The 23,859-nt window shown below is 64.1% G+C and carries 22 protein-coding genes and 1 pseudogene; 14 read left to right on the top strand and 9 right to left on the bottom strand.

Features of this window, described 5'->3' with window-relative positions; translation table 11 throughout:
• The 8 genes from VK804_RS20560 to VK804_RS20525 all read left to right on the top strand — a co-directional run.
• A partial coding sequence (locus VK804_RS20560) for an ABC transporter permease subunit (protein ID WP_414642817.1) occupies positions 1-273 on the top strand: 273 nt, incomplete at its 5' end.
• Position 274: 1 nt separating this feature from the next.
• Positions 275-1,243, top strand: a complete 969-nt coding sequence (locus tag VK804_RS20555) for a branched-chain amino acid ABC transporter permease (protein ID WP_325373622.1) — start codon at positions 275-277, stop codon at positions 1,241-1,243.
• 155 nt (positions 1,244-1,398) lie between these two features.
• The gene (locus tag VK804_RS20550; RefSeq protein WP_325373620.1) at positions 1,399-2,043 is read left to right on the top strand and encodes a DUF47 domain-containing protein; all 645 of its coding nucleotides are present in this window, start codon (positions 1,399-1,401) and stop codon (positions 2,041-2,043) included.
• A 14-nt stretch (positions 2,044-2,057) separates the two neighbouring features.
• Complete coding sequence (locus VK804_RS20545) at positions 2,058-3,062, top strand: inorganic phosphate transporter (protein WP_325373618.1); 1,005 nt, start codon at positions 2,058-2,060, stop codon at positions 3,060-3,062.
• A 100-nt stretch (positions 3,063-3,162) separates the two neighbouring features.
• Positions 3,163-4,782 (top strand): peptide chain release factor 3, encoded by a 1,620-nt coding sequence (locus tag VK804_RS20540; protein WP_325373616.1) that lies wholly within the window; start codon positions 3,163-3,165, stop codon positions 4,780-4,782.
• Between the two features lie 310 nt (positions 4,783-5,092).
• Positions 5,093-5,704, top strand: coding sequence for a hypothetical protein (locus tag VK804_RS20535; protein WP_325373614.1), 612 nt, complete (start codon positions 5,093-5,095; stop codon positions 5,702-5,704).
• 100 nt (positions 5,705-5,804) lie between these two features.
• Entirely contained in the window at positions 5,805-6,116 is a 312-nt protein-coding gene (locus tag VK804_RS20530) for an HdeA/HdeB family chaperone (protein WP_325373612.1), read from the top strand.
• Positions 6,117-6,294: 178 nt separating this feature from the next.
• Positions 6,295-7,269, top strand: a complete 975-nt coding sequence (locus VK804_RS20525; protein WP_325373610.1) for a tripartite tricarboxylate transporter substrate binding protein — start codon at positions 6,295-6,297, stop codon at positions 7,267-7,269.
• 13 nt (positions 7,270-7,282) lie between these two features.
• Here the strand turns inward: VK804_RS20525 and VK804_RS20520 are convergent, their stop codons facing one another.
• The 3 genes from VK804_RS20520 to VK804_RS20510 all read right to left on the bottom strand — a co-directional run bounded on the left by VK804_RS20520 (position 7,283) and on the right by VK804_RS20510 (position 10,432).
• Positions 7,283-7,735: a hypothetical protein gene (locus VK804_RS20520; RefSeq protein ID WP_325373608.1), complete on the bottom strand. Its 453-nt coding sequence runs from the start codon at positions 7,733-7,735 to the stop codon at positions 7,283-7,285.
• A 311-nt stretch (positions 7,736-8,046) separates the two neighbouring features.
• Positions 8,047-9,771, bottom strand: coding sequence for an N-acyl-D-amino-acid deacylase family protein (locus VK804_RS20515; RefSeq protein WP_325373606.1), 1,725 nt, complete (start codon positions 9,769-9,771; stop codon positions 8,047-8,049).
• Between the two features lie 181 nt (positions 9,772-9,952).
• On the bottom strand, positions 9,953-10,432 hold the full coding sequence (locus tag VK804_RS20510; protein WP_325373604.1) for a hypothetical protein: 480 nt from the start codon (positions 10,430-10,432) through the stop codon (positions 9,953-9,955).
• 215 nt (positions 10,433-10,647) lie between these two features.
• On the opposite strand from VK804_RS20510, the gene VK804_RS20505 reads away from it, so the two are divergent.
• The 6 genes from VK804_RS20505 to VK804_RS20480 all read left to right on the top strand — a co-directional run bounded on the left by VK804_RS20505 (position 10,648) and on the right by VK804_RS20480 (position 17,142).
• Positions 10,648-11,232, top strand: a complete 585-nt coding sequence (locus tag VK804_RS20505) for an NnrU family protein (RefSeq protein WP_325373602.1) — start codon at positions 10,648-10,650, stop codon at positions 11,230-11,232.
• A gap of 1 nt (position 11,233) precedes the next feature.
• Positions 11,234-12,901, top strand: coding sequence for a class I adenylate-forming enzyme family protein (locus VK804_RS20500; RefSeq protein WP_325373600.1), 1,668 nt, complete (start codon positions 11,234-11,236; stop codon positions 12,899-12,901).
• Between the two features lie 129 nt (positions 12,902-13,030).
• Positions 13,031-13,684 carry a tetratricopeptide repeat protein gene (locus VK804_RS20495; protein ID WP_325373598.1) on the top strand — a complete coding sequence of 218 codons (654 nt, stop codon included), beginning with the start codon at positions 13,031-13,033 and terminating at the stop codon, positions 13,682-13,684.
• Positions 13,685-13,716: 32 nt separating this feature from the next.
• Positions 13,717-14,286 carry a hypothetical protein gene (locus tag VK804_RS20490; protein WP_325373624.1) on the top strand — a complete coding sequence of 190 codons (570 nt, stop codon included), beginning with the start codon at positions 13,717-13,719 and terminating at the stop codon, positions 14,284-14,286.
• Positions 14,287-14,488: 202 nt separating this feature from the next.
• A complete protein-coding gene (gene der, locus VK804_RS20485) occupies positions 14,489-15,874 on the top strand; it encodes a ribosome biogenesis GTPase Der (protein ID WP_325373596.1) in 1,386 nt (461 codons plus the stop codon).
• Positions 15,871-17,142, top strand: a complete 1,272-nt coding sequence (locus tag VK804_RS20480; RefSeq protein WP_325373594.1) for a TCR/Tet family MFS transporter — start codon at positions 15,871-15,873, stop codon at positions 17,140-17,142. Before der ends, VK804_RS20480 begins: the two co-directional genes overlap by 4 nt.
• Before the next feature lie 110 nt (positions 17,143-17,252).
• Here VK804_RS20480 and VK804_RS20475 read toward each other — a convergent pair whose 3' ends face one another.
• The 6 genes and pseudogenes from VK804_RS20475 to VK804_RS20450 all read right to left on the bottom strand — a co-directional run.
• Positions 17,253-18,479, bottom strand: coding sequence for an ABC transporter substrate-binding protein (locus tag VK804_RS20475; RefSeq protein WP_325373592.1), 1,227 nt, complete (start codon positions 18,477-18,479; stop codon positions 17,253-17,255).
• A gap of 141 nt (positions 18,480-18,620) precedes the next feature.
• Positions 18,621-19,361, bottom strand: a complete 741-nt coding sequence (locus tag VK804_RS20470; RefSeq protein ID WP_325373590.1) for an SDR family oxidoreductase — start codon at positions 19,359-19,361, stop codon at positions 18,621-18,623.
• Positions 19,362-19,682: 321 nt separating this feature from the next.
• Complete coding sequence (gene purF / locus VK804_RS20465) at positions 19,683-21,203, bottom strand: amidophosphoribosyltransferase (protein ID WP_325373588.1); 1,521 nt, start codon at positions 21,201-21,203, stop codon at positions 19,683-19,685.
• A 23-nt stretch (positions 21,204-21,226) separates the two neighbouring features.
• Entirely contained in the window at positions 21,227-21,862 is a 636-nt protein-coding gene (locus VK804_RS20460; protein ID WP_325373586.1) for a CvpA family protein, read from the bottom strand.
• 161 nt (positions 21,863-22,023) lie between these two features.
• Positions 22,024-23,475, bottom strand: coding sequence for a DNA repair protein RadA (gene radA, locus VK804_RS20455; protein ID WP_325373584.1), 1,452 nt, complete (start codon positions 23,473-23,475; stop codon positions 22,024-22,026).
• A gap of 84 nt (positions 23,476-23,559) precedes the next feature.
• Positions 23,560-23,859 (bottom strand): annotated as a pseudogene (locus tag VK804_RS20450) (sulfite exporter TauE/SafE family protein); the annotation flags it as partial.

Genomic DNA, 23,859 nt, shown 5'->3' with positions numbered 1-23,859 from the left:
GTCGGCCTTGCAGCGCTTGCAGGCGTGTTGTCGGCGCCGATCAATCAGGTGCGGCCGCTGATGGGCGAAAATGTGATCATCGTGGTGTTCGCGGTGGTGGTGATCGGCGGCATGGGTTCGATCATGGGATCGATCGTCACGGGTTTTGCGCTCGGCGTGATCGAGGGTTTGACCAAATACTTCTATCCTGAAGCCTCCAACACCGTGGTGTTCGTCCTGATGGTGCTGGTGTTGCTGGTGAAGCCGACAGGACTTACAGGACGGGCGGCCTGACATGACGGCGATGACCGACGATACCATTCCGGTGACCCCGCGCGCGATCCGCGACGAGATGATCGCGTTCGCCGTCATGACGGCGATGCTGGCGATCGTGCCGTTTACCGGACTCTATCCGTTCTTCGTGATGCAGGCGCTGTGCTTTGCGCTGCTGGCCTGCGCCTTCAATCTCCTGATCGGCTATGGCGGATTGCTGTCGTTCGGCCACGCGATGTTCCTGGGGACGGCGGGCTATGTCTCCGGACACGCGCTGAAAGTCTGGGGCCTGTCGCCCGAACTTGGAATCCTGGCCGGCACCGCCGCTTCCGGCGGGCTTGCCGTCATCACCGGGCTCGTCGCGATCCGCCGCCAGGGCATCTATTTCGCGATGATCACGCTCGCCTTGTCGCAGCTGTTGTATTTCATCTATGTGCAGGTGCCGTTCACCCATGGCGAGGACGGCATCCAGGGCATTCCGCAGGGCTACCTGTTCGGCATTTTCAACCTCGCCAACTCAACTATCCTCTATTACGTCGTGCTCGCCGGTTTCCTGCTGGGCTTCCTGCTGATCTTTCGCACCATCAACTCGCCATTCGGCGAGGTGCTGAAGGCGATCCGCGAGAATGAGCCGCGCGCGATCTCGCTCGGCTACAAGACCGATCAGTACAAGCTGCTTGCCTATATCCTGTCGGGAACGCTGGCGGGACTGGCCGGCGCGCTGAAGGTGTTCGTTGCGCAGAATGCCTCATTGACCGACGTCGAAGTGGGGATGTCCGGGCAGATCGTGCTGATGACGCTGGTCGGCGGCCTCGGCACCGTGTTCGGCCCGGTGATCGGCGCCTTCATCATCGTCGCCATGCAGCAATATCTGTCCGGCCTCGGGCAGTGGGTCACGGTGATCCAGGGTGCCGTCTTCGTGGTCTGCGTCTTGACCTTCCGCCGCGGTATCGTTGGCGAGATCGCGCATTTCTTCCGCCGCTCGCTCTGACGGCCGAGAATTTCCGGAACTTTTTCCGGCGCCACAAATCGGTGGATGACCCGGTTGTTTGAGCGGCCGGTGACGTGCTTTCCCGGGAAATGGTCTATGACAGTTTTGTGACAGGCCGCCCGGCCAGCCCGTTTCTCGGACATGGACATTTTCCGATGCTGCGTTGGTTTCGCGCCCTTCTCCCGCGGGAGGAGCGGTTTTTCGAACTGTTCGCCCGCCATGCGCAAACCTGCGTGCAGGGCGCGCTGGCCTTGCGGGGCATGCTGCGGGGTGGCGAGGAGACGCCGGTGTTCTGCCAGCGCGTCAACCAGCTCGAAAACGACGCCGACAACATCACCCGCGAGGTTTTGACCGCGGTGCGCCGCACCTTCATCACCCCGTTCGACCGCGGCGACATCAAGAACCTGATCACCGCGATGGACGACGCCATCGACCAGATGCAGCAGACCGCCAAGGCCGTCATCCTGTTCGAGGTTCGCACCTTCGAGCCGCCGATGCGCGAGATGGGGACGCTGCTGGTCGAATGCGCCAACCTGGTCGGCCGCGCGCTGCCGTTATTGCAGGCGATCGGCGACAATGTCGCGATGCTGACCGCGATTACCGAGGAACTGACCAAGCTGGAAGGCCGCGTCGACGATCTCCACGACATCGGGCTGAAGGAGCTGTTCCTCAAGCATCGCAATGCCAACGTCATGGATTTCATCGTCGGCGCCGAGATCTACGATCATCTCGAGAAGGTTGCCGACCGCTTCGACGACGTCGCCAACGAGATCAACTCGATCGTGATCGAACAGGTATAGGGCAGGGCCATCAGGTGGACGCCGCGATTGGTCTTCCCATCCTGGTCGGATTGATCGCGGTCGCGTTGTTGTTCGACTTCCTCAACGGGTTGCACGACGCCGCCAATTCGATCGCGACCATCGTCTCGACGCGGGTGCTGCGGCCGCATTACGCGGTGTTCTGGGCGGCGTTCTTCAACTTCGTCGCCTTCACGGTATTCGGGCTCAACGTCGCCCATACCATCGGCACCGGCATCGTCGAACCCAGCATTATCGATACGCAGGTGATCTTCGCCGCCCTGGTCGGCGCCATCGTCTGGAACCTGATCACCTGGGGATTGGGCATCCCGTCTTCCTCCTCGCACGCGCTGATCGGCGGACTGGTCGGCGGCGGCATGGCCAAGGCCGGGCTGTCGGCAGCGGTCTGGAGCGGGCTGTCGAAGACGCTGCTGGCGATCGTGCTGTCGCCGGTGATCGGCTTCCTGCTGGCGATGATGCTGGTCGCGATCGTGTCCTGGGCCTCGGTCCGCTCGACGCCGTTCGCGGTCGACCGCGCCTTCCGTATCCTGCAATTCGCCTCCGCCTCGCTGTATTCGCTGGGCCATGGCGGCAACGACGCGCAGAAGACCATGGGCATCATCGCGGTGCTGCTGTTTTCCCAGGGGCAGCTCGGTAGCGAGTTCTTCGTTCCGTTCTGGGTGGTGCTGGCCTGCCAGGCCTCGATGGCGCTGGGCACGCTGATGGGCGGCTGGCGCATCGTCCGCACCATGGGATTGCGGATCACCAAGCTGACGCCGATGCAGGGATTTTGCGCGGAGACCGGGGGTGCGGCCACCCTGTTCATGGCGACCCTTCTCGGCGTGCCCGTTTCGACCACACACACCATCACCGGCGCCATCGTCGGCGTCGGCGCGGCGCGGCGGGTCTCGGCGGTGCGCTGGAACGTGGCAAGCTCGATCGTCTACGCCTGGATCATCACCATTCCGGCTTCCGCCGGCGTCGCGGCGCTGACCTATTGGGCGGTGTCGCTGCTGCGATAATACCCGCTGACCTGATTGGCGTTTTGAACCCGGAATCCCCATATGGGGCATGCCGATCCCGCTTGATCCGCCCCGCTTTCCCTGCCACACGCTCTGGCCCATGACCGATCTCGCCGTATCAGCCGAATCGCCGCCCCGTTCCGCGCTCGCCCAGGAAGTGGCGCGGCGGCGAACTTTTGCGATTATCTCCCATCCCGACGCCGGCAAGACCACGCTGACCGAAAAACTGCTGCTGTTCGGCGGCGCCATCAATCTCGCCGGCCAGGTCAAGGCCAAGGGCGAGCGGCGCAACACCCGTTCCGACTGGATGAAGATCGAGCGCGAGCGCGGCATCTCGGTGGTCACCTCGGTGATGACCTTCGAATTCGAGGACGTGGTGTTCAACCTGCTGGACACGCCCGGCCACGAGGATTTTTCCGAGGACACCTATCGCACGCTGACGGCGGTGGATTCGGCCGTGATGGTGATCGACGCCGCGAAAGGCATCGAGGCGCGGACCCGAAAATTGTTCGAGGTGTGTCGTCTCAGGGACATTCCCATCATCACCTTCATCAACAAGATGGACCGCGAGAGCCGCGACACCTTCGACCTGCTCGACGAGATCGAGAAGACGCTGGCGCTCGACACCACGCCGATGACCTGGCCGGTCGGCCGCGGCCGCGATTTCCTCGGCACCTACGACGTCGTCAATGGCGGGGTGCGGCTATTGGAAGGCGGCGGCGCCAAGACCGGCGCTGCGCAACAGATCGATATTTCCGAACTGGCCGGCCGCAACGCCAATCTCGACGTCGGCGCGATCAAGGAAGAGCTTTCGCTGGTGTCGGAAGCCTGCAAGCCGTTCGAGCTGGAAGCGTTTCGCGAGGGCCATCTGACGCCGGTCTATTTCGGCAGCGCGCTGCGCAATTTCGGCGTCGGCGATCTCCTGGAAGGGCTCGGCAAATTCGCGCCGCCGCCGCGGGCGCAGGAAAGCAATTTGCGCAAGGTCGAGGCGGCGGAGCCGCGCATGAGCGCCTTCGTGTTCAAGATCCAGGCCAACATGGATCCGAACCATCGCGACCGCATCGCCTTCGCGCGGCTGTGCTCCGGGAAACTCACCCGCGGCATGAAGGCCAAACTGGTGCGCACCGGCAAGAACATGAGCCTGTCGAGCCCGCAATTCTTCTTTGCCCAGGACCGCGCGCTGGCGGACGAGGCCTTCGCCGGCGACGTCGTCGGCATTCCCAACCACGGCACGCTGCGGATCGGCGACACGCTGACCGAAGGCGAGGACCTCACCTTCGTCGGCGTGCCGTCGTTCGCGCCGGAGATCGTGCGAAGGGTGCGGCTGACGGATGCGATGAAGGCCAAGAAGCTGAAAGAGGCGCTGCAGCAGATGTCGGAGGAGGGCGTGGTGCAGGTGTTCCGGCCGCGCGACGGCGCGCCGGCCCTGGTCGGCGTGGTCGGCCCGCTGCAACTCGACGTGCTAAAGGCGCGACTGGACGCCGAATATACCCTGCCGGTGGAGTTCGAGGTGAGCGAGTTTCAGCTGGCGCGCTGGATCTCCTCCGACGATCGCAAGAAGCTGGAAGCCTTCATCGCCGCCAACGGCTCCGGCGTCGCCGACGACGTCGACGGCGATCCCGTGTTCCTGGCCAGGAACGAATTCTACCTCGGCTACACCAAGGAACGCGCCGAGGGCATCACCTTCTCCAGCGTCAAGGACGTGAAGAAGAAGGCGTGACGAGCGAGCGCACGTTTGCGTTCAGCTGATCTCGTCGCCCTCCGCGATACTGGGTCGCCCGGTCGAGGGTCTGTCTTTCAGTTCGTCATGGCCGGGCATAGCCGTCCGAAGGACGGCGTCGCTTCCGCTCGCCTATGCCCGGCCATCCACGTCTTTGCCGGCAGAACGACAGAAAGGCGTGGATCACCGGGACAAGCCCGGTGATGACGAAATTGGACCATTGAACGCAGGGTTGTGAACACGAGCGGTCTTGATACTGGCCGCCGTGGGCGTCATTTTTGCGTTTCACTTTGCTTGCAGGGCTCGCCCCATGCTCCGTCGCGTTGCTTTCGTTTTGACCATTACTATCGCGGCAATGCTCGCCGCCGGCTCGGCCTATGCCCGACACCGGCATCAGCTCGACGCCACGCCGTTTTCGCACGCGCCCTGCAGCGTGCTGTCCCACCATCCCTGTACGCCGTCGTTCTGCAGCGTGCTCAGCCACGGCCCCTGCATTCCCGAGATCGACTATCCCTACGGCGAAAACCTGCAGCTCACGATCGATACCGTGCCGCCGCCCGAGGATGCCGCCAAATACCAGAAACCCAACCACGATCTCGACACCATCGGCGACCTGTTTTCGGCGCTGCGCGCCTGCTGGTCGCCGCCGCCGGCAGACGCCGCGCGGGAGGGCATGCAGATGACGGTGCGCTTCAGCTTCAAGCGCTCCGGTGAGCTGATCGGGCCGCCGCGCATGACCTTTGCGACGGCGGGCGTGCCCGCGGATGTCCGCGACACCTATCTGAAGGCGATCAATTCGTCGCTCGATGCCTGCGTGCCGCTGAAATTCACCGGCAGCCTCGGCGGCTCGCTGGCGGGCCGGCCGATAGCGATCCGCTATGTCGACAATCGCGTATTGGGGAAACAATCGGCAACGCCGTGAGGCCGGTCGGCGGTAGCCATGGATGTGGATAGGCTGGTAAGCAAGACGCCGGCTGGGTGCGCTCGCCCCAATGGGATAAAGCTTGCGGAGAGGAAACATCATGAAATCGGTAGTCGCACTTTATCTGGTGATCATGGCAGGCTCGTTCGGCGCGGCAACAGCTGCCCCGCAGAACGCTTTGCCGCCGGTCGACTTCTCGGCCATGACCTGCGACCAATTCTGGCAGAAAACCACCGCCGCCGACCGCGGCCCATTTCTGTTCTGGCTCAGCGGCTATTTCGGACACAAGAAGAACTCTCCCGTCCTGGATCCGGTGGAGTTTACCGAAAAGACCAAAGCCCTGTCGCAATACTGCTCCACACAGCCCGACGACAAGATCCTGTCTGCCGCCGAGAAGGCGTTCGGCAACTAGGGCGCGTACTCGTAAATCAAACTTGATTGGCGGGGCTTGATCGATGTCCGCTATGCCTCGATAGCGGCCAAATTCCGCATCCGGACCGAAATGACGCGATGTGCCAATTGGCGACATCGTGACTGCTTTCAGCGACAGGAGAACTGGGATAGCTTCGGCATGTCGCTTGGGGTACGTCATGAAACTTCCCCGTCGTCAATTTCTGCATCTGGCCGCGGGTGCTGCCGCGTTGCCGACCGTGTCGCGGCTCGCATGGGCGCAAACCTATCCAGCGCGTCCAGTGCGCATCATCGTCGGCTTTCCGGCCGGCAATGCATCCGACATCATCGTGCGCCTTATGGCGCAATCGCTGTCGGCGCGGCTGGGACAGCAATTCGTCGTTGAGAACCGACCGGGCGCCGGCGGCAATATCGGCACCGAAGTCGTCGTGAAAGCCGCGCCGGACGGCTATACGCTCCTCATGGAAGTCGTGACGGCGAATGCCATCAACGAGACGTTTTACGCAAATCACAATTACGATTTTGCACGCGACATCGCGCCCGTCGCAAGCATTGTCCGTGGTCCCTTTGTCATGGTGGTAAATCCATCGGTTCCAACCAAGACCCTTGGAGAGTTCATTGCCTATGCAAAGGCTAATCCGGGCAAAATCAATATGGCCTCGGCCGGTAACGGGACCGCGACCCATCTCTTCGGCGAACTATTCAAGTTGATGGCGGGCGTCGACTTACTTCACGTTCCGTATCGCGGCAGCTTTCTGCCCGACCTGCTCGGCGGACAGGTGCAGGTCGTGTTTGGCCCGATTTCCCAGCTTGTCGAGCTGATCCGAGCCGGCAAGCTGCGCGCCTTGGCGGTTACCACCGCGACGCGCCAGGCGATTCTACCGGATGCACCGAGCGTCGCTGAATTTGTACCGGACTACGAGGCGAGCGCCTGGTATGGGATCGGTGCGCCCAAAAACACGCCTGCCGAGATCATCGACAGGCTCAACAAGGAGGCTAACGCGGCTCTTGGCGATCCCAACATGATAGCGCGGCTCGCCGAAATAGGAGTCATTCCGATGCCGATGACACCCGTCGAGTTCGGCAAGCTCATCACCGATGAAACAGAAAAGTGGGGCAAGGTTGTTCGGGCGGCCAACATTAAGCCCGACTGATCGGCATTGCCGGCTAGATTTTCGATAGCCTCGGTTCCGCGAATGCGGCGGTCCGTGGAGCATCCGCCTCAAGGACCCTGATCAATGTGGACGCACTGGCCTCGCACATTGCCTGCGAGACGACGTTGCCCGATTTTTCGAATGCACCGGCCAGCGATTCAAACTGCGACGCCGCCAGCCGCAATATCGAGACCGGTGCAAGAACGTGGGTGCCCTGAGACAGGCCGCCTTGAATGGTCGTTAGTTGCGACTTCAGATCGGCAATTCCGCTTTCGAGGTTGGCGCAGTTCGACCTTTCTTGTCGAAGTGCGCTTTCAGCCTCGGTTGCACGCTTCACGTTCGCTTCCAGAAGCCTTGCAGCGCGGAGCAGATTTTCTGCGTTGGAGCCGTTCGACATCAAGTCGGCAAACCTGTGCAGAAACCTTGTGATTTCCTCTAGATCAGCAGACTCTGGCGGAGTGTTCATAGACGCTGCTCTGATCGTTGCGCTCCGTGGGTAGTTTGTCTGAATCCAGCTGATTCGTCCCCTTGCCGAGCACAAGTCCACAGGGATGGTGCCGCCGCGAGTTCAGGTCTCGGCCGAATCCCGCGCTTCTTTGCCGCTGAAATTCACCGGCAGCCTCGGCGGCTCGCTGGCGGGCCGACCGATCGCGATCCGCTGGCGCAATCCGGGAACGTGACAATCATCCGCGAAGGCCCCGGATTACGCCAGCGGATGTCGCGCTCGCGCCACTCGCCGACTACATCCGGGCTACGGGTTGCTCTCAGCTTCCGGGCTCAATGATGACCATTGTGGCCTGCTCGTATGAGGCGCCCTGGCATCGCGCCGGTATGCTCGCCGCGCTCGAAGATGGGAATGCCGGCCGCAATCGTCGCTTCATATCCGTCGACCCGTTGCACGAAACGCCGGCCGGCAGCCGGCATGTCGTGCACGAGCTCCGGCTTGTGCAGCCGCAGAGCGTCGAAGTCGATGATGTTCACATCGGCGCGCAGGCCCGGCACCAGCCGGCCGCGATCCGACATACCGAAGAAATCGGCGGTCTCTGATGTTTGCCGCTTGACCAGATGCTCGAGCGGCAGAAGCGGACCGCGGCTGCGGTCGCGCCCCCAATGCGCCAGCATGTAACTCGGCAGGCCCGAATCCACGATCGAGGTGCAGTGCGCGCCGCCGTCGCTCAAGCCGAGCAGGCAAGCCGGGTCGTTGAGCATTTCGCGGATCGGCTCGTGATCGCCGGTCACGTAATTCACCACCGGGAAGTACAGAAACTGATTCTCTTCGACGATGTAATCGTAGGCGACTTCATCGGGAGTGCGCCCGGTGCGATCAGCGATCGCCGCAACGCTCTTGTCCGGTCCCGGCTCGTAGTCCGGCGGGTTGCCCATGGTGAAGAACTTGTCCCAGCGGCTGGTGACGAGCTGGCGGAACTGGGCGAGCTTCGCCACCTCGGCGTCGGAAGGTTTTTCGGCGAGGATTTTCCGTCGCAGCTCGGGATCGAGCAGCCGCTTGCGCTGCTCGTCGATGGGCAGGCTTTCGAGCGCCTTGTAGCTCGGCCGCACGGTGAACGGATTGAGCGCGGTGCCGATGCCCATCATCACGCCGATCGGACGACCGGCAATCTGGGCCGTCAGCGACAATCCCTCGGAGCGCGCCGTATGCACCGCTTTCATCAAACGCCGCCAGCGCTGGGGGTCGACGTAGCGATCGGTGAGCAGGAACCAGACCGGACGACCGGTTTCCTTTGCCTGCTTTCGCATCCAGCGCAGCTCATACTCCTCGTCGTCGAAGTCGCTGTTCATGCCGAAAGTGCCGGCACCAACCTCGCTCAGAGCAGAGCCGATGCCGAGCAGTTCCAGATCGTCCGCATCACGCGAGGGAACGAGCTCGCCGTCCGGCGTCTTGTGCGAATCCGTCCGCGACGTGGTGAAGCCGAACGCACCGGCGCGCAACGCCTCGACGGTGATTTGCCGCATCTGCGCAATGTCGTCCGCGGTCGCTTTTTCCCGGCGGAGGGCGCGATCGCCCATCACATAGACCCGCATCGGCAGATGCGCGGCTTGGGCAGCGATGTCGATGACGCGCTCGCGGCGCTCCAGCGCATCCATGAAATCCGGGAAGGTTTCCCACTCCCAGGTCAGTCCCGCGGCCAGCACGGGATTGGGAATTTCCTCGACCCCTTCCATCAGATCCATCAGGGCCTGGCGATGATGCTTTTTCACCGGCGCGAAACCCACGCCGCAATTTCCGAACATGACGGTGGTCACGCCGTGCCAGCATGAAGGCGCCAGCAGCGGATCCCACATCGCCTGACCGTCATAGTGGGTGTGCACGTCGACCCAGCCGGGCGTCACCATCAACCCGTTGGCATCGATTTCGCGCCGGGCCGGTCCCTGCTTGCCGCCGACGGCGGTGATCCGGCCGTCTGCAATGGCAACGTCGCCGCAAAATGCGGCCTTGCCGGTGCCATCCATGATCGTGCCGCCGCGAATAACGATGTCGTGCATGCCAACCTCCCGCAGGGGATCGCGCCGCCGAAGGCCGCGCAGAGACCCACTTTCGTTCGAGACTACGCCAGTTTCCGCAACAGGAGAAGTCGGGCTGCCCTGCAACGCACCAAATGCTTCGCTTCACGCGCACAAAAAAAGCGGCCATCCGGCCGCTTTTTCCGCAGAAAATAACGTGAGCTTACTGGCAGAGATGTGGACGACCGTCCTGGCCACGGAACCAGGTCCCGGGCTGACAGACGAAGCCATTGCGGGTGGCATACCCGTTGTCGTAGCCGCCATTGTAGTAGCCATTGTCGTAGGCCGGCGAGTTATCGTAGGCATAGGAATCGTCATAGTAGCCCGGGGCATAACCGCCATAAAGGCCGCCGCCGACAACGGCGCCGGCGATCACGCCAGCCGCGATTCCCGGTCCATAGCCGCCGCGTCCGCCGCGGAATCCGCCGCTCCTGACGCCGCCGCCGCTCGCGAAGTGGCCAGCTCTGGCGCCGCCGCCGGCGAAGCTAGCGCCGCCTGCGCGAGCCCCGCCACCGGCGAAGTGAGCGCCGCCGCCGTGAGAGCCACTTCCGCCGCCAGCATGTCCGCCCCGTGCGAGCGCGGGGGACGATGCTGCAAGTGCCACTGCCAGACAGGCAGCGCCGATCGTTCCAAATCTAGTCATGACTGTTTCTCCTGATGTATCTGAGGAGGCAATGGCCATGTGTCTCGAATGTTCCGCAGCCAGGCGCGTTATTATGTGGTCAGAATAGCTCTTTGACTGGACTGGGCGAATGTTCAAGTCGATTCGGCGATCGCGCCTGGCTCGAAGCGCGTTGCGGTATCCGCCCCGAAAGTGTTACCCGAAGCCCCAAAGCAAGCCGCAACGGAGGAAACATCGTGGGACTGACGGTGATGATCGCGGGGCTCGTGCTGTTCCTCGGCGTCCATACGCTGACCACGCGGCGCGAGGCGCGCGCGCGCCTGATCGCGCAATGGGGCGAAAGCGGCTACAAGGCCGCCTACGCGCTGATCGCGCTGGCAGGGCTGGCGCTGATCGTCTGGGGCTTCGCGCAGTATCGCGCCACAGAGCGGATCGACCTCTGGTATCCGCCGAAGGCGCTCAAGCACATCACGGAAGCCCTGATGCTGCCGGCCGTCATCCTGGTGGTTGCGGCCTATGTCCGCGGCCGCATCTATACGGCGGTCAAGCATCCGATGCTGTCGGGCGTCAAACTGTGGGCCGCGGCGCATCTTCTCGCCAATGGCGATCTCGGCGGCATCATCCTGTTTGGCGCCTTCCTCGCCTGGGCCGTGTTCGACCGCATCTCGCTGAAACGCCGCACCGACGCCGGCGGCCCGCCGATCCCGGTCGGCGGTGTCGGCAACGACCTGATCGCCATTGCGGTCGGCATCGTCGCTTACCTGGCGCTCGGCTTTGCCTTCCATCCCGTGGTGATCGGGGTTCCCGTGTTCGGGAGTTGACATGGACTGGTCGCACTTTCCCATTTCGGCCATGCAGTTCGAGACGCGCTTCGGCGATCGCGTGGTGCCGGCGTTTTGCGAGCGTCCCGGCAGCATCTGGGCGATGATCAGGGATGCGGTGGCGCGAAATCCCGATGGCGAAGCGCTGGTCTGCGGCGAGCGCCGCCTGAGCTGGCGTGACCTCGCGCAGCAATCGGCGCAGGTCGCGGCGGGCCTGCACAAGGTCGGCGTGCGCCGCGGCGACCGCGTCGCGGTGCTGCTCGGCAACCGCATAGAGTTCGTGCTGACGCTGTTCGGCGCGGCGCATCTCGGCGCGGTGACGGTGCTGCTCGGCACCCGCCAGCAGAAACCCGAAATCGCCTATGTGCTGAGCGATTGTGGCGCAAAACTCCTGATCCATGAGGCGGCGCTGGCCGACCGCCTGCCGGACGCGCAGGATGTTCCGGCACTGAGCCATCGCATTTCCGTCAGCGACGGCAGCCCCTCGCAATTTGCAAAACTTCTCGCTCCTGCGCCTGCGCCCGTTCCAGCCGATGTCGGCGAAGAGGACACCGCGATGATCCTCTACACGTCCGGCACGACAGGGCGGCCGAAGGGCGCCATGCTCGCGCATTGCAACATCATTCACTCGGCGATGGTGTTCGTGTCCTGCCTCAAGCTGACGGCGGAGGATCGCTCGATCGCCGCGGTGCCGCTCGGCCATGTCACCGGCGTCGTCGCCAACATCATGACCATGGTCTGCTGCGCCGGCAAATTGATCATCATGGCCGAGTTCAAGGCGGCGGAATATTTGAAGGTCGCCGCATCCGAGCGCGTCACCTACACGGTGATGGTGCCGGCGATGTACAATCTCTGCCTGCTGCAGCCGGATTTCGGCGACTACGACCTGTCGAGCTGGCGCATCGGCGGCTTTGGCGGCGCACCGATGCCGGTGGCCACGATCGAGAAGCTCGACGCCAGGATTCCCGGCCTGAAGCTGATGAACTGCTACGGCGCAACCGAGACCACCTCGCCATCGACCATCATGCCCGGCGAACTGACGGCGAGCCATATCGACAGCGTCGGCTTGCCCTGTCCGGGCGCGGAGATCGTCGTGATGGACGGCAATGGCTGCGAACTGCCGCGCGGCGAGATCGGCGAAATCTGGATTCGCTCGGCCTCCGTCATCCGCGGCTATTGGAATAATCCGCAGGCGACGGCGGAGAGCTTTACCGGCGGCTTCTGGCACTCCGGCGATCTCGGCTCGATCGACAAGGAAAACTTCGTGCGCGTGTTCGATCGCCAGAAGGACATGATCAACCGCGGCGGCCTGAAAATCTATTCCGCGGAGGTGGAATCCGTGCTCGCCGGCCATCCCGGCGTGGTCGAGAGCGCGATCATCGCCAAGCCATGCCCGGTGCTGGGCGAGCGCGTGCATGCCGTCATCGTCACCCGCGATGACAGCATCAGGCAGGACTCATTGCACGCCTGGTGCGCCGAGCGGCTTTCGGATTACAAGGTGCCGGAGACGATGGCGCTGACATCAGAACCCTTGCCGCGCAATGCCAACGGCAAGGTGCTGAAACGGCAGTTGCGCGAGGCCTGGGCGGCGGCGCAGGGCGAGGGCGGGCAAAGCGGGGATATTGGGCGGCCGCAGAGCGGCGCTGCGGCGACCGGCCTGCAGCGTTAACGCTTTGATCCGGCTTACTTTGCCTTGCCAGCGCCATATCGCTAGGGTATCGCCGCCGCCACGCGGGGATCGGGCGTTTCTCAAGCCTTTTGGTCACGGTCCGGCTCGCCGGGGATGGGATATCTTTAAGTGTCTGAATTATTTGATGAAGTTGACGAGGAAGTACGTCGGGACCAGCTCCAGAAGCTGTGGGAGAAATATTCGATCTATATCGTCGCCGGCGCGCTGTTGATCATCGCAGGGGTCGGCGGCTGGCGCGGCTACGAGTATCTCGAGGCGCAGAAGGCGGCCGAGGCAGGCGCTGCCTTCGACAAGGCGGTCGAACTTTCGGAGGCGGGCAAGCATACGGAAGCGGAAGCAGCCTTCAACGACCTGGTTGCGAAAGCGCCGTCGGGCTACCGCATGCTGGCGCGGCTGCGCGCGGCGGGTGAGGTGGCAAGCCGCGACCCGAAGGCGGCGGCGAGGATGTACGACGAGATTGCCGCCGATCGCGGTGTCGGCACGGAAGAGCGGGAGTTGGCGAAAGTCCGGGCGGCCGCATTGCTGCTGGACAGCGCGAGCTATCCGGACATGCTGGCGCGGCTTGAATCTTCCGCAGCACCAGAGGCGACCTTCCGTCATACCGCGCGCGAAACACTGGCGCTGTCGGCCTGGCGCGCCGGCGACATGGCGGCGGCGCGGAAATGGCTGGACCTGATTGCCAATGACGGCGAGACGCCGCCGAGCCTGCGCTCGCGTGCCGAGGCGCTGCAGGCGCTGCTGCCGCCGGTCGCCAAGAGCTGACGGCGGAGAACGAGTTGAGTGGGAAATCGACCATGCGCCGCTCGCAACGATTGATCGCAGCCGCCGTCCTGATCGCGCTGTCGAGCGCGCTGGTGGGCTGCTCGAGCAGCATCTACAACTGGGATCCGACCGACATGCTCGACTGGCTCGACACCAAGAAGAAGCTGCCGGGCGAGCGCAAGCCGGTGTTCCCCGACGGCGTGCCCGGCCTCGAACAGGGCGTGCCGAAGGATCTGTACAAGGACAATGTCGAGCGGCAACAGCAGCTCGATCAGCAGAACGCGCAGGCGACCGCGGCGGCCCCGCCGCCTCCGCCGGTCGAGGAGCCGAAATCGAAAAAGACCGCCAAATCCAAGGCAAAGCAGCCGGCGACCGCCGCCACCGAGCCCGCGGCGGAGCCTGCCGCCGACCCCGCCGCCGAAGAGGATGGCTCGACCACCGCCGCGCCGCCGGCGCCGAAGCCGAAGAAGATCGTCCGCAAGCGCACCACCGCGCCGCCGCCCGACCAACCGGCACCGGCTCAAGCGGCGCAGTCCGGCCAGCCGCAACCGGCGCCCGGATCATTCCCGGCGCCGCTGCCGAGCGGTGCCGTCACGCGCTGATTTCGTTCCATCGCCTTCGATATCAGCGCCGGACCGGCAATCCCGGCGTATATTCGCCGGAACAGCCGTTACACCATTTTCGCGGAACAGGCGCCCAGAGCATGATCCGGCAAAGTGGACACCGGTTTTCCGAAAAGATCATGCTCAACCGAAAAGTTAGAGCGGGATGAAGTCATCCCGCTCTAAGGCGCAGGAATTATTGATGTCTTTCACGATTGCCATTATCGGCCGGCCCAATGTCGGAAAATCGACGCTGTTCAACCGGCTGGTCGGACAAAAGCTCGCGCTGGTGGACGACATCCCCGGCGTCACCCGCGATCGCCGCGAAGGTGAGGGGCGCCTCGGCGATCTCGAATTCACGCTGATCGACACCGCGGGCCTCGACGAGGGCGCCAAGGGTTCGCTCACCGCGCGGATGCAGGAGCAGACCGAGGTGGCGATCTCCCTTGCGGATGCCCTGATGTTCGTGATCGACGCGCGCGCAGGGCTGACCCCGAACGACCGCGCCTTTGCCGATTTCGCGCGCCGCGCCAACAAGCCGGTGGTGCTGGTCGCCAACAAGGCCGAAGGCAAGCACGGCGAAATCGGCGCGATGGAATCCTACGCGCTGGGCCTGGGCGACCCCGTGCAGATTTCGGCCGAGCATGGCGAGGGTCTGAGCGATCTCTACGACGCCCTGCGCGCGCTGATGCCGGAGCCATCGGACGAGCCGCAAGCGTTCGACGATGACGACATCATTGAAAGCGATGAAGAAATCGCCAAGCGTCCGATCCGCGTCGCCATCGTCGGGCGTCCCAATGCCGGCAAGTCGACGCTGATCAACCATCTGCTCGGCGAGGAGCGGCTGTTGACCAGCGCGGAAGCCGGCACCACGCGGGATGCCATCGCGGTCGAGATCACCTGGCAGGGCCGGGATTTTCGCGTGTTCGATACCGCGGGCCTCCGCCGCCGCTCGCGGATCGAGGAGAAGCTGGAAAAACTGTCGGTGGCGGACGCGCTGCGCGCGGTGCGCTTTGCCGAAGTCGTGGTGCTGATGATGGACGCGCAGAACAAGTTCGAGGAGCAGGATCTGCGGATCGCCGATCTGATCGAACGCGAGGGCCGCGCGCTGGTGATCGCCGTCAACAAATGGGATCTGATGGGGCGAAAGGCCAACCTGATCTCGGCGCTGCGCGGCGAGGTCGATCATTCGCTGCCCCAGGTCAAGGGCGCGCCCGTCGTTGCGGTATCCGGCCTGATGGGCGAGGGCATCGACCGCCTGATGAGCGCGATCGAAGCGGCCTATGCGGTCTGGAACAAGCGGATTCCGACGGCGGCGCTCAACCGCTGGTTCGAGCAGGCGGTGGACGCCAATCCGCCGCCGGCGGTGTCGGGCCGCCGGCTGAAGCTGAACTACATCACGCAGGCCAAGGCGCGGCCGCCGAGTTTCATTCTGTTCTGCTCGCGCGCCGATGCCGTGCCGCAATCGTATTTGCGCTATCTCGTCAATTCCCTGCGCGAATATTTCGAACTGCCGGGGACGCCGGTGCGAATTACGCTGCGCGAGAAGGAAAACCCTTTCGCCCACAAGCGCAGGCGACCGTCATGAGCGAGGGGGCTTCCGAAAGCGCGGCCGAGGTGCCGCAACAGGCGTCGCCGGCCGGCGGCGCGGCGGTGGCCTTCATCTTCGTCACCATCCTCTTGGACATGTTCGCGCTCGGCCTGATCCTGCCGATCCTGCCAAAACTCGTGGAGAGTTTCGTCGACAACGACACCGCGCAGGCGGCGCGGATTTTCGGGTTGTTCGGTACCGCCTGGGCGCTGATGCAGTTTGTGTTCTCGCCGCTGCTCGGCAGCCTGTCGGACCGGTTCGGGCGGCGGCCGGTGGTGCTGTTGTCCAATTTCGGGCTCGGGCTCGACTATGTGCTGATGGCGCTGGCGCCATCGCTGGCGTGGCTGTTCGTCGGCCGGGTGATCTCGGGCATCACCTCGGCCAGCGTCTCGACCGCGTTTGCCTATATCGCCGACGTGACACCGCCGGAACAGCGCGCGACCATGTTCGGCAAGATCGGGGTGGCCTTCGGCGCCGGATTCATCCTCGGCCCTGCGGTCGGCGGCTTGCTCGGCGGCATGGATCCGCGGTTGCCGTTCTGGGTCGCGGCCGGCTTGAGCTTTGCCAACGCGCTGTACGGTCTTTTGATCCTTCCCGAATCCCTGCCGCCGGAGCGCCGCTCGGCGTTCCGCTGGAAGAGTGCCAATCCGGTCGGCGCGCTGCGGCTACTCGGTTCCGACCGGGTGCTCGCTGGCCTGTCGCTGGTGACCTTCCTGGCGCAGGTCGCCCATGTGGTGCTGCCCTCGACCTTCGTGCTCTATGCGACCTATCGCTACGGCTGGAATGCCAGGACGGTCGGCCTGACGCTCGCCATCGTCGGCCTCTGTTCGATGGCGGTGCAGGGTCTGGGAATCGGGCCGATCGTGAAGCGGCTCGGCGAGCGCCGCGCGCTGCTATTGGGCCTCGGCTTTGGCGCCGCCGGCTTTTTCATTTACGGCGCGGCGCCGACGGGACCGCTGTTCTGGCTCGGCATTCCCGTGATGTCGCTGTGGGGCGTGGCGGGGGCAGCGGCGCAAGCGTTGACGACCCGGCTGGTCACGCCGGAGCAGCAGGGCCAGCTGCAGGGCGCGACCTCGAGCGTGCAGAGCGTGTCGCAGCTCGTCGGGCCGTTCCTGTTCACGCTGACATTTGCGTATTTCATCGGCGCGCAGGCGCCGGTGAAATTGCCGGGCGCGCCGTTCCTGCTGGCAGCGGCATTGTTGCTGCTGGCGATGCTGGTCGCGGCGCGCACACTGGCGGTCGGGGTAAAGTCGCCGGCGAGTTGATCCTCACGACAAGTGTCACAAGTCATTCCGGGGCGCGCAAGGCGCGAACCCGGAATCTCGAGATTCCGGGTCTGGTGCTAGCGCACCAGCCCGGAATGACTGCTACGCAGTCACTTCTTCACCAGCGGACAGTCGCTCTGGCTGAGTGGCTTGGCGGCGTCTTCCGCCGGGATGGTGGCGATCAGCTTGTAATAGTCCCAGGGATATTTGGACTCCTCGGGCTTCTTCACCTCGAACAGATAGGCCGGGATGATGCGGCGGCCGTCGGCGCGCAGCGGACCCTTGCCGAACAAGGGATCGTCGGTCGGCAGCTCCTTCATCTTGGCGACGACCTTGGCGCCGTCATGCGGATTGCCGCCGAGCGCTTCCATCGCCTTGAGATAATGCAGCACCACGGCGTAGTTGCCGGCCTGGGTCATCGAGGGCATGGCGTTCTTGTTCGCCAGGGCGGCGAAGCGCTTCGACCAGGCACGCGTCTGGTCGTTCATGTCCCAATAGAAGGATTCCGTGAAGGTCAGGCCCTGCGCCGTCTTCAGCCCCAGCGAATGCACGTCGTTGATGAACAACAGTAATGCCGCGAGCTTCTGGCCGCCGGCGACGATGCCGAATTCGCTAGCCTGCTTGATGGCGTTGTCGGTGTCGCCACCGGCATTGGCAAGCCCGATCACTTTCGCCTTCGAGGCCTGTGCCTGCAGCAGGAAGGACGAGAAGTCCGAGGTGTTGAGCGGATGTTTCACCCCACCGACCACCTTGCCGCCATTGGCGGTGATCACCGCCGTGGTATCGCGCTCCAGCTGCGCGCCGAAGGCGTAATCGGCGGTCAGGAAGAACCAGCTGTCGCCGCCGGCCTTGGTCAGCGCCTTGCCGGTGCCGGTGGCGAGCATGTAGGTGTCGTAGGTGAAGGACACGGTGTTCGGCGTGCAGGAGGCACCGGTAAGCGCAGCGGTCGCAGCCCCCGAGTTGAGCAGCACCGCGTTCTTCTCGCGCACGATGTTGTTCACCGCGAGCGCGACGCCTGAATTCGGAACATCGGCGATAGCGTCGACCTTGTCGTTGTCGATCCATCCCCGGGCAATGTTGACGCCGACGTCGGGCTTGTTCTGGTGATCGGCGCTAACGACGTCGATCTTCCAGCCCTTCTTGGTCAAGCCGGAATCCTCGACGGCCATCTTGATCGCGACCACCGAATTGGGGCCGCCGATGTCCGCGTAGAGGCTCGACATGTCGTTGAGCACACCGATCTTGACGGTCTTGTCCTGGGCCAGCGCAGGCGTCGCGAGCGAAAGCGCAGCGCCAACGAAGAGCGCGGCAGTGTGCCGCGCAAGTGTCGTCCTCATTTAATTTCCTCCATGTGTTGATTGCCGGGTGGGCTCTCTTGCCAGAGCCTTTTCCCCTGAATTGACCGGTGAGACGATCCGCTTTTCCGATAGACGTTCTGAGGCCGCCCGGCAATATAGTCTCTCGGCGTATCCGCGGGCCTACGCCGGTGCCCGGAAATCCAGCAGGCTGCGCGTCTTGTATTCGAACAGCTTGCCGGTCTCAGACCAGCCGGGGCTGCACATCGGCGCGATGTATTCGGCCGCTTGTTCCGGCGTATCCAGCGTCATCGGGTCTTCGCCGGGAAACACGGTTGCGCGCATCCGGGTGCGGATCGGGCCGGGATCGAACAGATTGACGCGAATGGGCGTGTTGGCGGTCTCCTGCGCCCAGCACCGCACCAGCGTTTCCAATGCGGCCTTCGAGGCCGCATACGGACCGAGATAGGCAACCGCCCGGTGCGAGGCGGCCGAGGTGACGAACACCGCGCGGCCGGCATCGGATTTTTTCAGCAGCGGCTCCATGCAACGGATCAACTGGAAGTTTGCTGTGGCATTGACCGCCATCACGTCGGTCCATTGTTTCAGCTCGATATGTCCGAGCGGTGAGGACGGACCGGGGACGCCGGCATTGCCGACGAGGATGTCGAGTTTGCCATGGCGCTCGTGCAGCGCCGCGCCAAGGCGTGCGATGCCGTCGAAATCGGTGAGATTGAGCGGCACCAACGTCGCGGCGCCGCCGTCTTTGCGGATCTCGTCGTCGAGTTCCTCGAGGCCACCTTGCGTCCGCGCCACCGCGACGATATGCGCGCCGGCCCTGGCCAGCGCCAGCGCGGTGGCATAGCCGATGCCGCGCGAGGCGCCGGTGACAAGAGCGATGCGGGAAGCGAGGGGGTGGGGCATTGAAACGGTTCTCTTCGTCATGCCCGGGCTTGGCCCGGGCATCCACGTCTTTGCGGCGGGTTTTACAGACGTGGATGCCCGGGACAAGCCCGGCCATGACGAAAATACCAGATTGTCATACGCGGGCTTGACCCGCGTATCCATCACCTTCGCAAGAGTCTTTCGAAGAGGATGGATTGCCGGGTCAAGCCCGGCAATGACGAAAGGATAACAGTCATTCCGGGATGGTCCGGAGGACCAGACCTCAGATGTGCAATTGCACATCGGGGAATCTCGAGATTCCGGGTTCGCGCTAGGCGCGCTCCGGAATGACGCTTCGCGTCAACTCGCTTCCGCCAGCAGCGACAGCTGGCGCGGCTGCGGCTCGACCTGGGTCTGGTCGGTGAGATGGGTCGGATAGTCGCCGGTAAAACAATGGTCGGAGAATTTTGGGTTCGCCGGATCGCGGCCGGGAAAACCCATGGCGCGGTACATGCCGTCGACCGACAGGAACGCCAGCGTATCCGCGCCGATCAGCTCGCGCATCTCTTCGAGATTATGGGTCGCGGCCAACAGCCCGCCGCGGTCGGGCAGGTCGATGCCGTAATAATCGGGATGCACGATCGGCGGCGAGGCGAGGCGGAAATGGACTTCGCGGGCGCCGGCGTCGCGCATCATGCGCACGATCTTCCTCGAGGTGGTGCCGCGCACCAGCGAATCGTCGATCAGGATGATGCGCTTGCCCTCGATCGCGGCGCGATTGGCGTTATGCTTCATGCGCACGCCGAGTTCGCGCACGCTCTGGGTCGGCTGGATGAAGGTGCGGCCGACATAATGGTTTCGGATGATGCCGAGCTCGAACGGCACGCCGGAATGCTGGCTGTAGCCGACGGCGGCCGGCACGCCGGAATCCGGCACCGGCACCACGACGTCGACCTCGACATGGCTTTCGCGCGCCAGCTGCGCGCCAAAATTCTTGCGAACCTCGTAGACACTGCGGCCGCCGACGATCGAATCCGGCCGCGAGAAATAGATGTATTCGAAGATGCAGGGCCTGGGCGGTTTCGGCGGGAACGGCTTGTGGCTCTGCGCGCCGCGCTCGTCGAACACGACGATCTCGCCGGGCTCGACGTCGCGGACATATTTGGCGCCGATGATGTCGAGCGCGCAGGTTTCCGAGGCGAAGATCGGGTGGCCGTCGAGGTCGCCCAAGACCAGCGGACGAATGCCGAGCGGGTCGCGCGCGCCGATCAGCTTCTTGTTGGTCAGCGACACCAGCGAATAGGCGCCCTCGATGGCGCGCAGCGCCTCGATGAAGCGGTCGATGAAGCGGTTGCGCTTGGATTGCGCCACCAGGTGCAGGATCACCTCGGTGTCGGTGGTGGACTGCATCATGGCGCCGTTGCGCACGAGTTCGCGGCGCAAGGTCAATCCGTTGGTGAGATTGCCGTTGTGGCCGACCGCAAAACCGCCGGCGTTGAGTTCGGCGAACAGCGGCTGCACGTTGCGCAGGATGGTGGCGCCGGTGGTGGAATAGCGGACATGGCCGACCGCGGCATTGCCGGGCAGGCGCTCGATCACCTCGCGGCGGGAAAAAGTGTCGCCGACCAGCCCCAGGCGTCTTTCGCTGTGAAAGCGCGAGCCGTCGAAGGAGACGATGCCGGCGGCCTCCTGGCCGCGGTGCTGCAAGGCGTGCAATCCCAGCGCGGTGATGGCGGCGGCCTCGGGATGGCCGAAGATGCCGAACACGCCGCATTCCTCGCGTAAGCTGTCGCCTTCGAGGTCAGAGTCTTCCAGATACAGTGGGCCGAGATTCAGTTCGTGTTGGGCGGGATCATCGGAAGGGCTCTGCTGACAGTCCATCGCGCCTCTCTTTTGGTCTGATCTCACTTCGCCGCGGGCTTTTCGATCAGCTTTTTAAGGCTGTCCCGGGCAGGTTTGGTATAGCCCTCGGCACCGCTGGCCGGAGCGGCCGCCGGGTCGGTGTCAGTCTGCTCATCGTCTGGTTTATTCTTCTTGAATCTCTTCAAAATGGTGTTCTCGGGGTCATCCGGCAAGAGCGACATCAGCCAGTCGCCGGTTCCCTGCAGCACCACCCGGGATTTCGCCCCCGTTACCCAGTCCGGCCGCTGCTTGTCCGGAACCAGCCAGCTGAAAAACATGAAGGCCACGACCACGATCAGCAGGCCGCGGGCGAGCCCGAACAGGAACCCCAGCGTGCGGTCCAGCGCCCCGATCCGGGAATCCAGGATCATGTCGGAGATTCGCACCGTGATGATGGAAACCACGATCAGGGTACCGACAAACACGCCGGCCACCACCACCACGCTCGCGATGGTGTCGTTGTTGAAATAGGTTTTGGCGGTCGGCAGCAGTTTTCCGAAGGCGTAGAGCGTGACCAGCGCGGCCGCGCCCCAGGCGGCGATCGACAGGATCTCGCGCATGAAGCCGCGCACCATCGCGAGCAGGCCGGAAATCAGCATTACGGCGAGCAAAGCGAGATCGAGGATCGTGATCGGCATCGGCTGGTCAGGTCCGCATCAAGGTTCGAGACTTGCGAATCGGCAACGTCGGTGCCGCCCTAGGTGAGGGGCAGATGGCCCTTCCCGCAAGGCCGGAATCTTGGCCATCCCGGGCCGTGCGCGCGTTGTATAGCGGCGGCGGCGGGCAACGTCACGCCGCTTTAGCCGTTCTCGCGACGGAAACGCGCCGGTGTGGCATTTTTTTCAGCCGCGCCCTCCCGGTTTGCTCTGGGCGTGCCGCGCGCGGCGATATCGGCGACCAGGCTGGTCAGTCCGCCCACCGTCGTCAGCGACAGCCCGGCGTCGCCGCCGACCTCGCCGCGGGCCGATTCGGGCAACACGGCGCGGCCGAATCCGAGTTTGGCGGCTTCCTTCAGCCGGGCCGAGGTCTGGGCGACGGGGCGGACCGCGCCCGACAGCGAAATCTCGCCGAAATAGACCGCATCGGTCGGCAAGGGAGCATTGACCAGCGACGACACCAGGGCTGCAGCCGCCGCAAGGTCGGCTGCCGGCTCCTGGATGCGCAGCCCGCCGGCGACATTCAAATAGACGTCATGGCCGGAGAGTTTGACCCCGCAATGGGCCTCCAGCACCGCCAGCACCATCGACAGCCGGCTTGGGTCCCAGCCGACTACCGCCCGCCGCGGTGTGCCGAGCGTGGTCGGCGCCACCAAGGCCTGCAATTCCACTAGCACCGGCCGGGTGCCCTCTATCCCTGCGAATACCGCCGTGCCCGGGCTGCCGAGATCGCGTTCGGACAGGAACAGCTCCGACGGATTGGACACCTCGCGCAAGCCAAGCCCGGTCATCTCGAACACGCCGATCTCGTCGGTCGGCCCGAACCGGTTCTTCACCGCGCGCAGGATGCGAAACTGCTGCGAGCCTTCGCCCTCGAACGACAGCACCGCGTCCACCATGTGCTCGACCACGCGGGGACCGGCGATCTGGCCGTCTTTTGTGACGTGGCCGACCAAGATGATGGCGGCGCCGGATTTTTTGGCAAACCGAATCAGCGCCTGCGCCGAGGCGCGCACCTGCGTCACCGTGCCGGGCGCGGATTCCACCGTGTCGGTCCACATGGTCTGGATCGAATCGATCACGATCAGCCGCGGCACTGGCCCTTCGGACAGGGTAGAGACGATGTCCTCGACGGAGGTCTCCGCCGCGAGCTGCACCGGCGCATCGGCCAGTCCGAGCCGCTCGGCGCGCAGCCGCACCTGCGCCACCGCCTCCTCGCCGGAAATATAGACCGCGCGATGGCCGGCGCGCGCCATCAGGGAGGTTGCCTGCGTCAGCAGCGTCGATTTGCCGATGCCGGGATCGCCGCCGACCAGCAGCACCGAGCCGCGCACAAAACCGCCGCCGGTGACGCGGTCGAGTTCGGCCATCCCGGAGGCGAGCCGAGGGGCCTCATGGCTCTTGCCGGTGAGCGTCTCCAGCGCAAACGTCCGGCCCTTGCGCTTTGAGCGGATCGAGACCGGCATCGAGGTTGAGCCGGTCGTGTCCTCTTCGGCCAGCGTGTTCCACTCGCCGCAGGATTCGCACTTGCCCTGCCAGCGGTTATACGCTGCGCCGCAGTTCTGGCAGACAAAGGAGAGGGTGGATTTGGCCATCAGGATGAGTCGCCGTTGGATTGCGTCGCGGTTGATAGCACGGATATCTCAATGTTCCTATTTTGTTCTTAACGGCTCCTACCCCTAATATTGGCCGGCTCCAATCGCATTCCACAGCATCGAAAGCCCGGCCGCCAGCATGATGCCGTCCATGACCAGCCGAAACACGTCCGGCTCGAGCCGCAACACAAACCGCTTGGCGATGAAGGCGCCGAACATCAGCGAGGAGCCGGCGATCACGCCCTGCAGCGCGACGTCCGGCGTTAGCGCGCCGAAGCGTTGAAAGATCACCGATTTGCTCAGGTAAAGGCCGAGCGAGCTGGCCGCTTCGGTGGCGAGAAACGCGCCTTTGGTGAGGCCGTAAAACAGAAACAGCGGCACGCT

It is taken from the genome of Bradyrhizobium sp. (assembly GCF_035484855.1).
Lineage (GTDB): Bacteria > Pseudomonadota > Alphaproteobacteria > Rhizobiales > Xanthobacteraceae > Bradyrhizobium.
Note: the sequence above shows the minus strand (reverse complement) of the source record. Positions and strands in the feature narration are given on the sequence as shown.

Bases quoted from the DNA above. Each gene is read 5' to 3' on its own strand.
- VK804_RS20555 (WP_325373622.1), top strand. From the start codon at position 275: ATGACGGCGATGACCGACGATACCATTCCGGTGACCCCGCGCGCGATC.
- VK804_RS20550 (WP_325373620.1), top strand. From the start codon at position 1,399: ATGCTGCGTTGGTTTCGCGCCCTTCTCCCGCGGGAGGAGCGGTTTTTC.
- VK804_RS20540 (WP_325373616.1), top strand. From the start codon at position 3,163: ATGACCGATCTCGCCGTATCAGCCGAATCGCCGCCCCGTTCCGCGCTC.
- VK804_RS20535 (WP_325373614.1), top strand. From the start codon at position 5,093: ATGCTCCGTCGCGTTGCTTTCGTTTTGACCATTACTATCGCGGCAATG.
- VK804_RS20530 (WP_325373612.1), top strand. From the start codon at position 5,805: ATGAAATCGGTAGTCGCACTTTATCTGGTGATCATGGCAGGCTCGTTC.
- VK804_RS20525 (WP_325373610.1), top strand. From the start codon at position 6,295: ATGAAACTTCCCCGTCGTCAATTTCTGCATCTGGCCGCGGGTGCTGCC.
- VK804_RS20520 (WP_325373608.1), bottom strand. From the start codon at position 7,735: ATGAACACTCCGCCAGAGTCTGCTGATCTAGAGGAAATCACAAGGTTT.
- VK804_RS20515 (WP_325373606.1), bottom strand. From the start codon at position 9,771: ATGCACGACATCGTTATTCGCGGCGGCACGATCATGGATGGCACCGGC.
- VK804_RS20510 (WP_325373604.1), bottom strand. From the start codon at position 10,432: ATGACTAGATTTGGAACGATCGGCGCTGCCTGTCTGGCAGTGGCACTT.
- VK804_RS20500 (WP_325373600.1), top strand. From the start codon at position 11,234: ATGGACTGGTCGCACTTTCCCATTTCGGCCATGCAGTTCGAGACGCGC.
- VK804_RS20490 (WP_325373624.1), top strand. From the start codon at position 13,717: ATGCGCCGCTCGCAACGATTGATCGCAGCCGCCGTCCTGATCGCGCTG.
- der (WP_325373596.1), top strand. From the start codon at position 14,489: ATGTCTTTCACGATTGCCATTATCGGCCGGCCCAATGTCGGAAAATCG.
- VK804_RS20480 (WP_325373594.1), top strand. From the start codon at position 15,871: ATGAGCGAGGGGGCTTCCGAAAGCGCGGCCGAGGTGCCGCAACAGGCG.
- VK804_RS20475 (WP_325373592.1), bottom strand. From the start codon at position 18,479: ATGAGGACGACACTTGCGCGGCACACTGCCGCGCTCTTCGTTGGCGCT.
- VK804_RS20470 (WP_325373590.1), bottom strand. From the start codon at position 19,361: ATGCCCCACCCCCTCGCTTCCCGCATCGCTCTTGTCACCGGCGCCTCG.
- purF (WP_325373588.1), bottom strand. From the start codon at position 21,203: ATGGACTGTCAGCAGAGCCCTTCCGATGATCCCGCCCAACACGAACTG.
- VK804_RS20460 (WP_325373586.1), bottom strand. From the start codon at position 21,862: ATGCCGATCACGATCCTCGATCTCGCTTTGCTCGCCGTAATGCTGATT.
- radA (WP_325373584.1), bottom strand. From the start codon at position 23,475: ATGGCCAAATCCACCCTCTCCTTTGTCTGCCAGAACTGCGGCGCAGCG.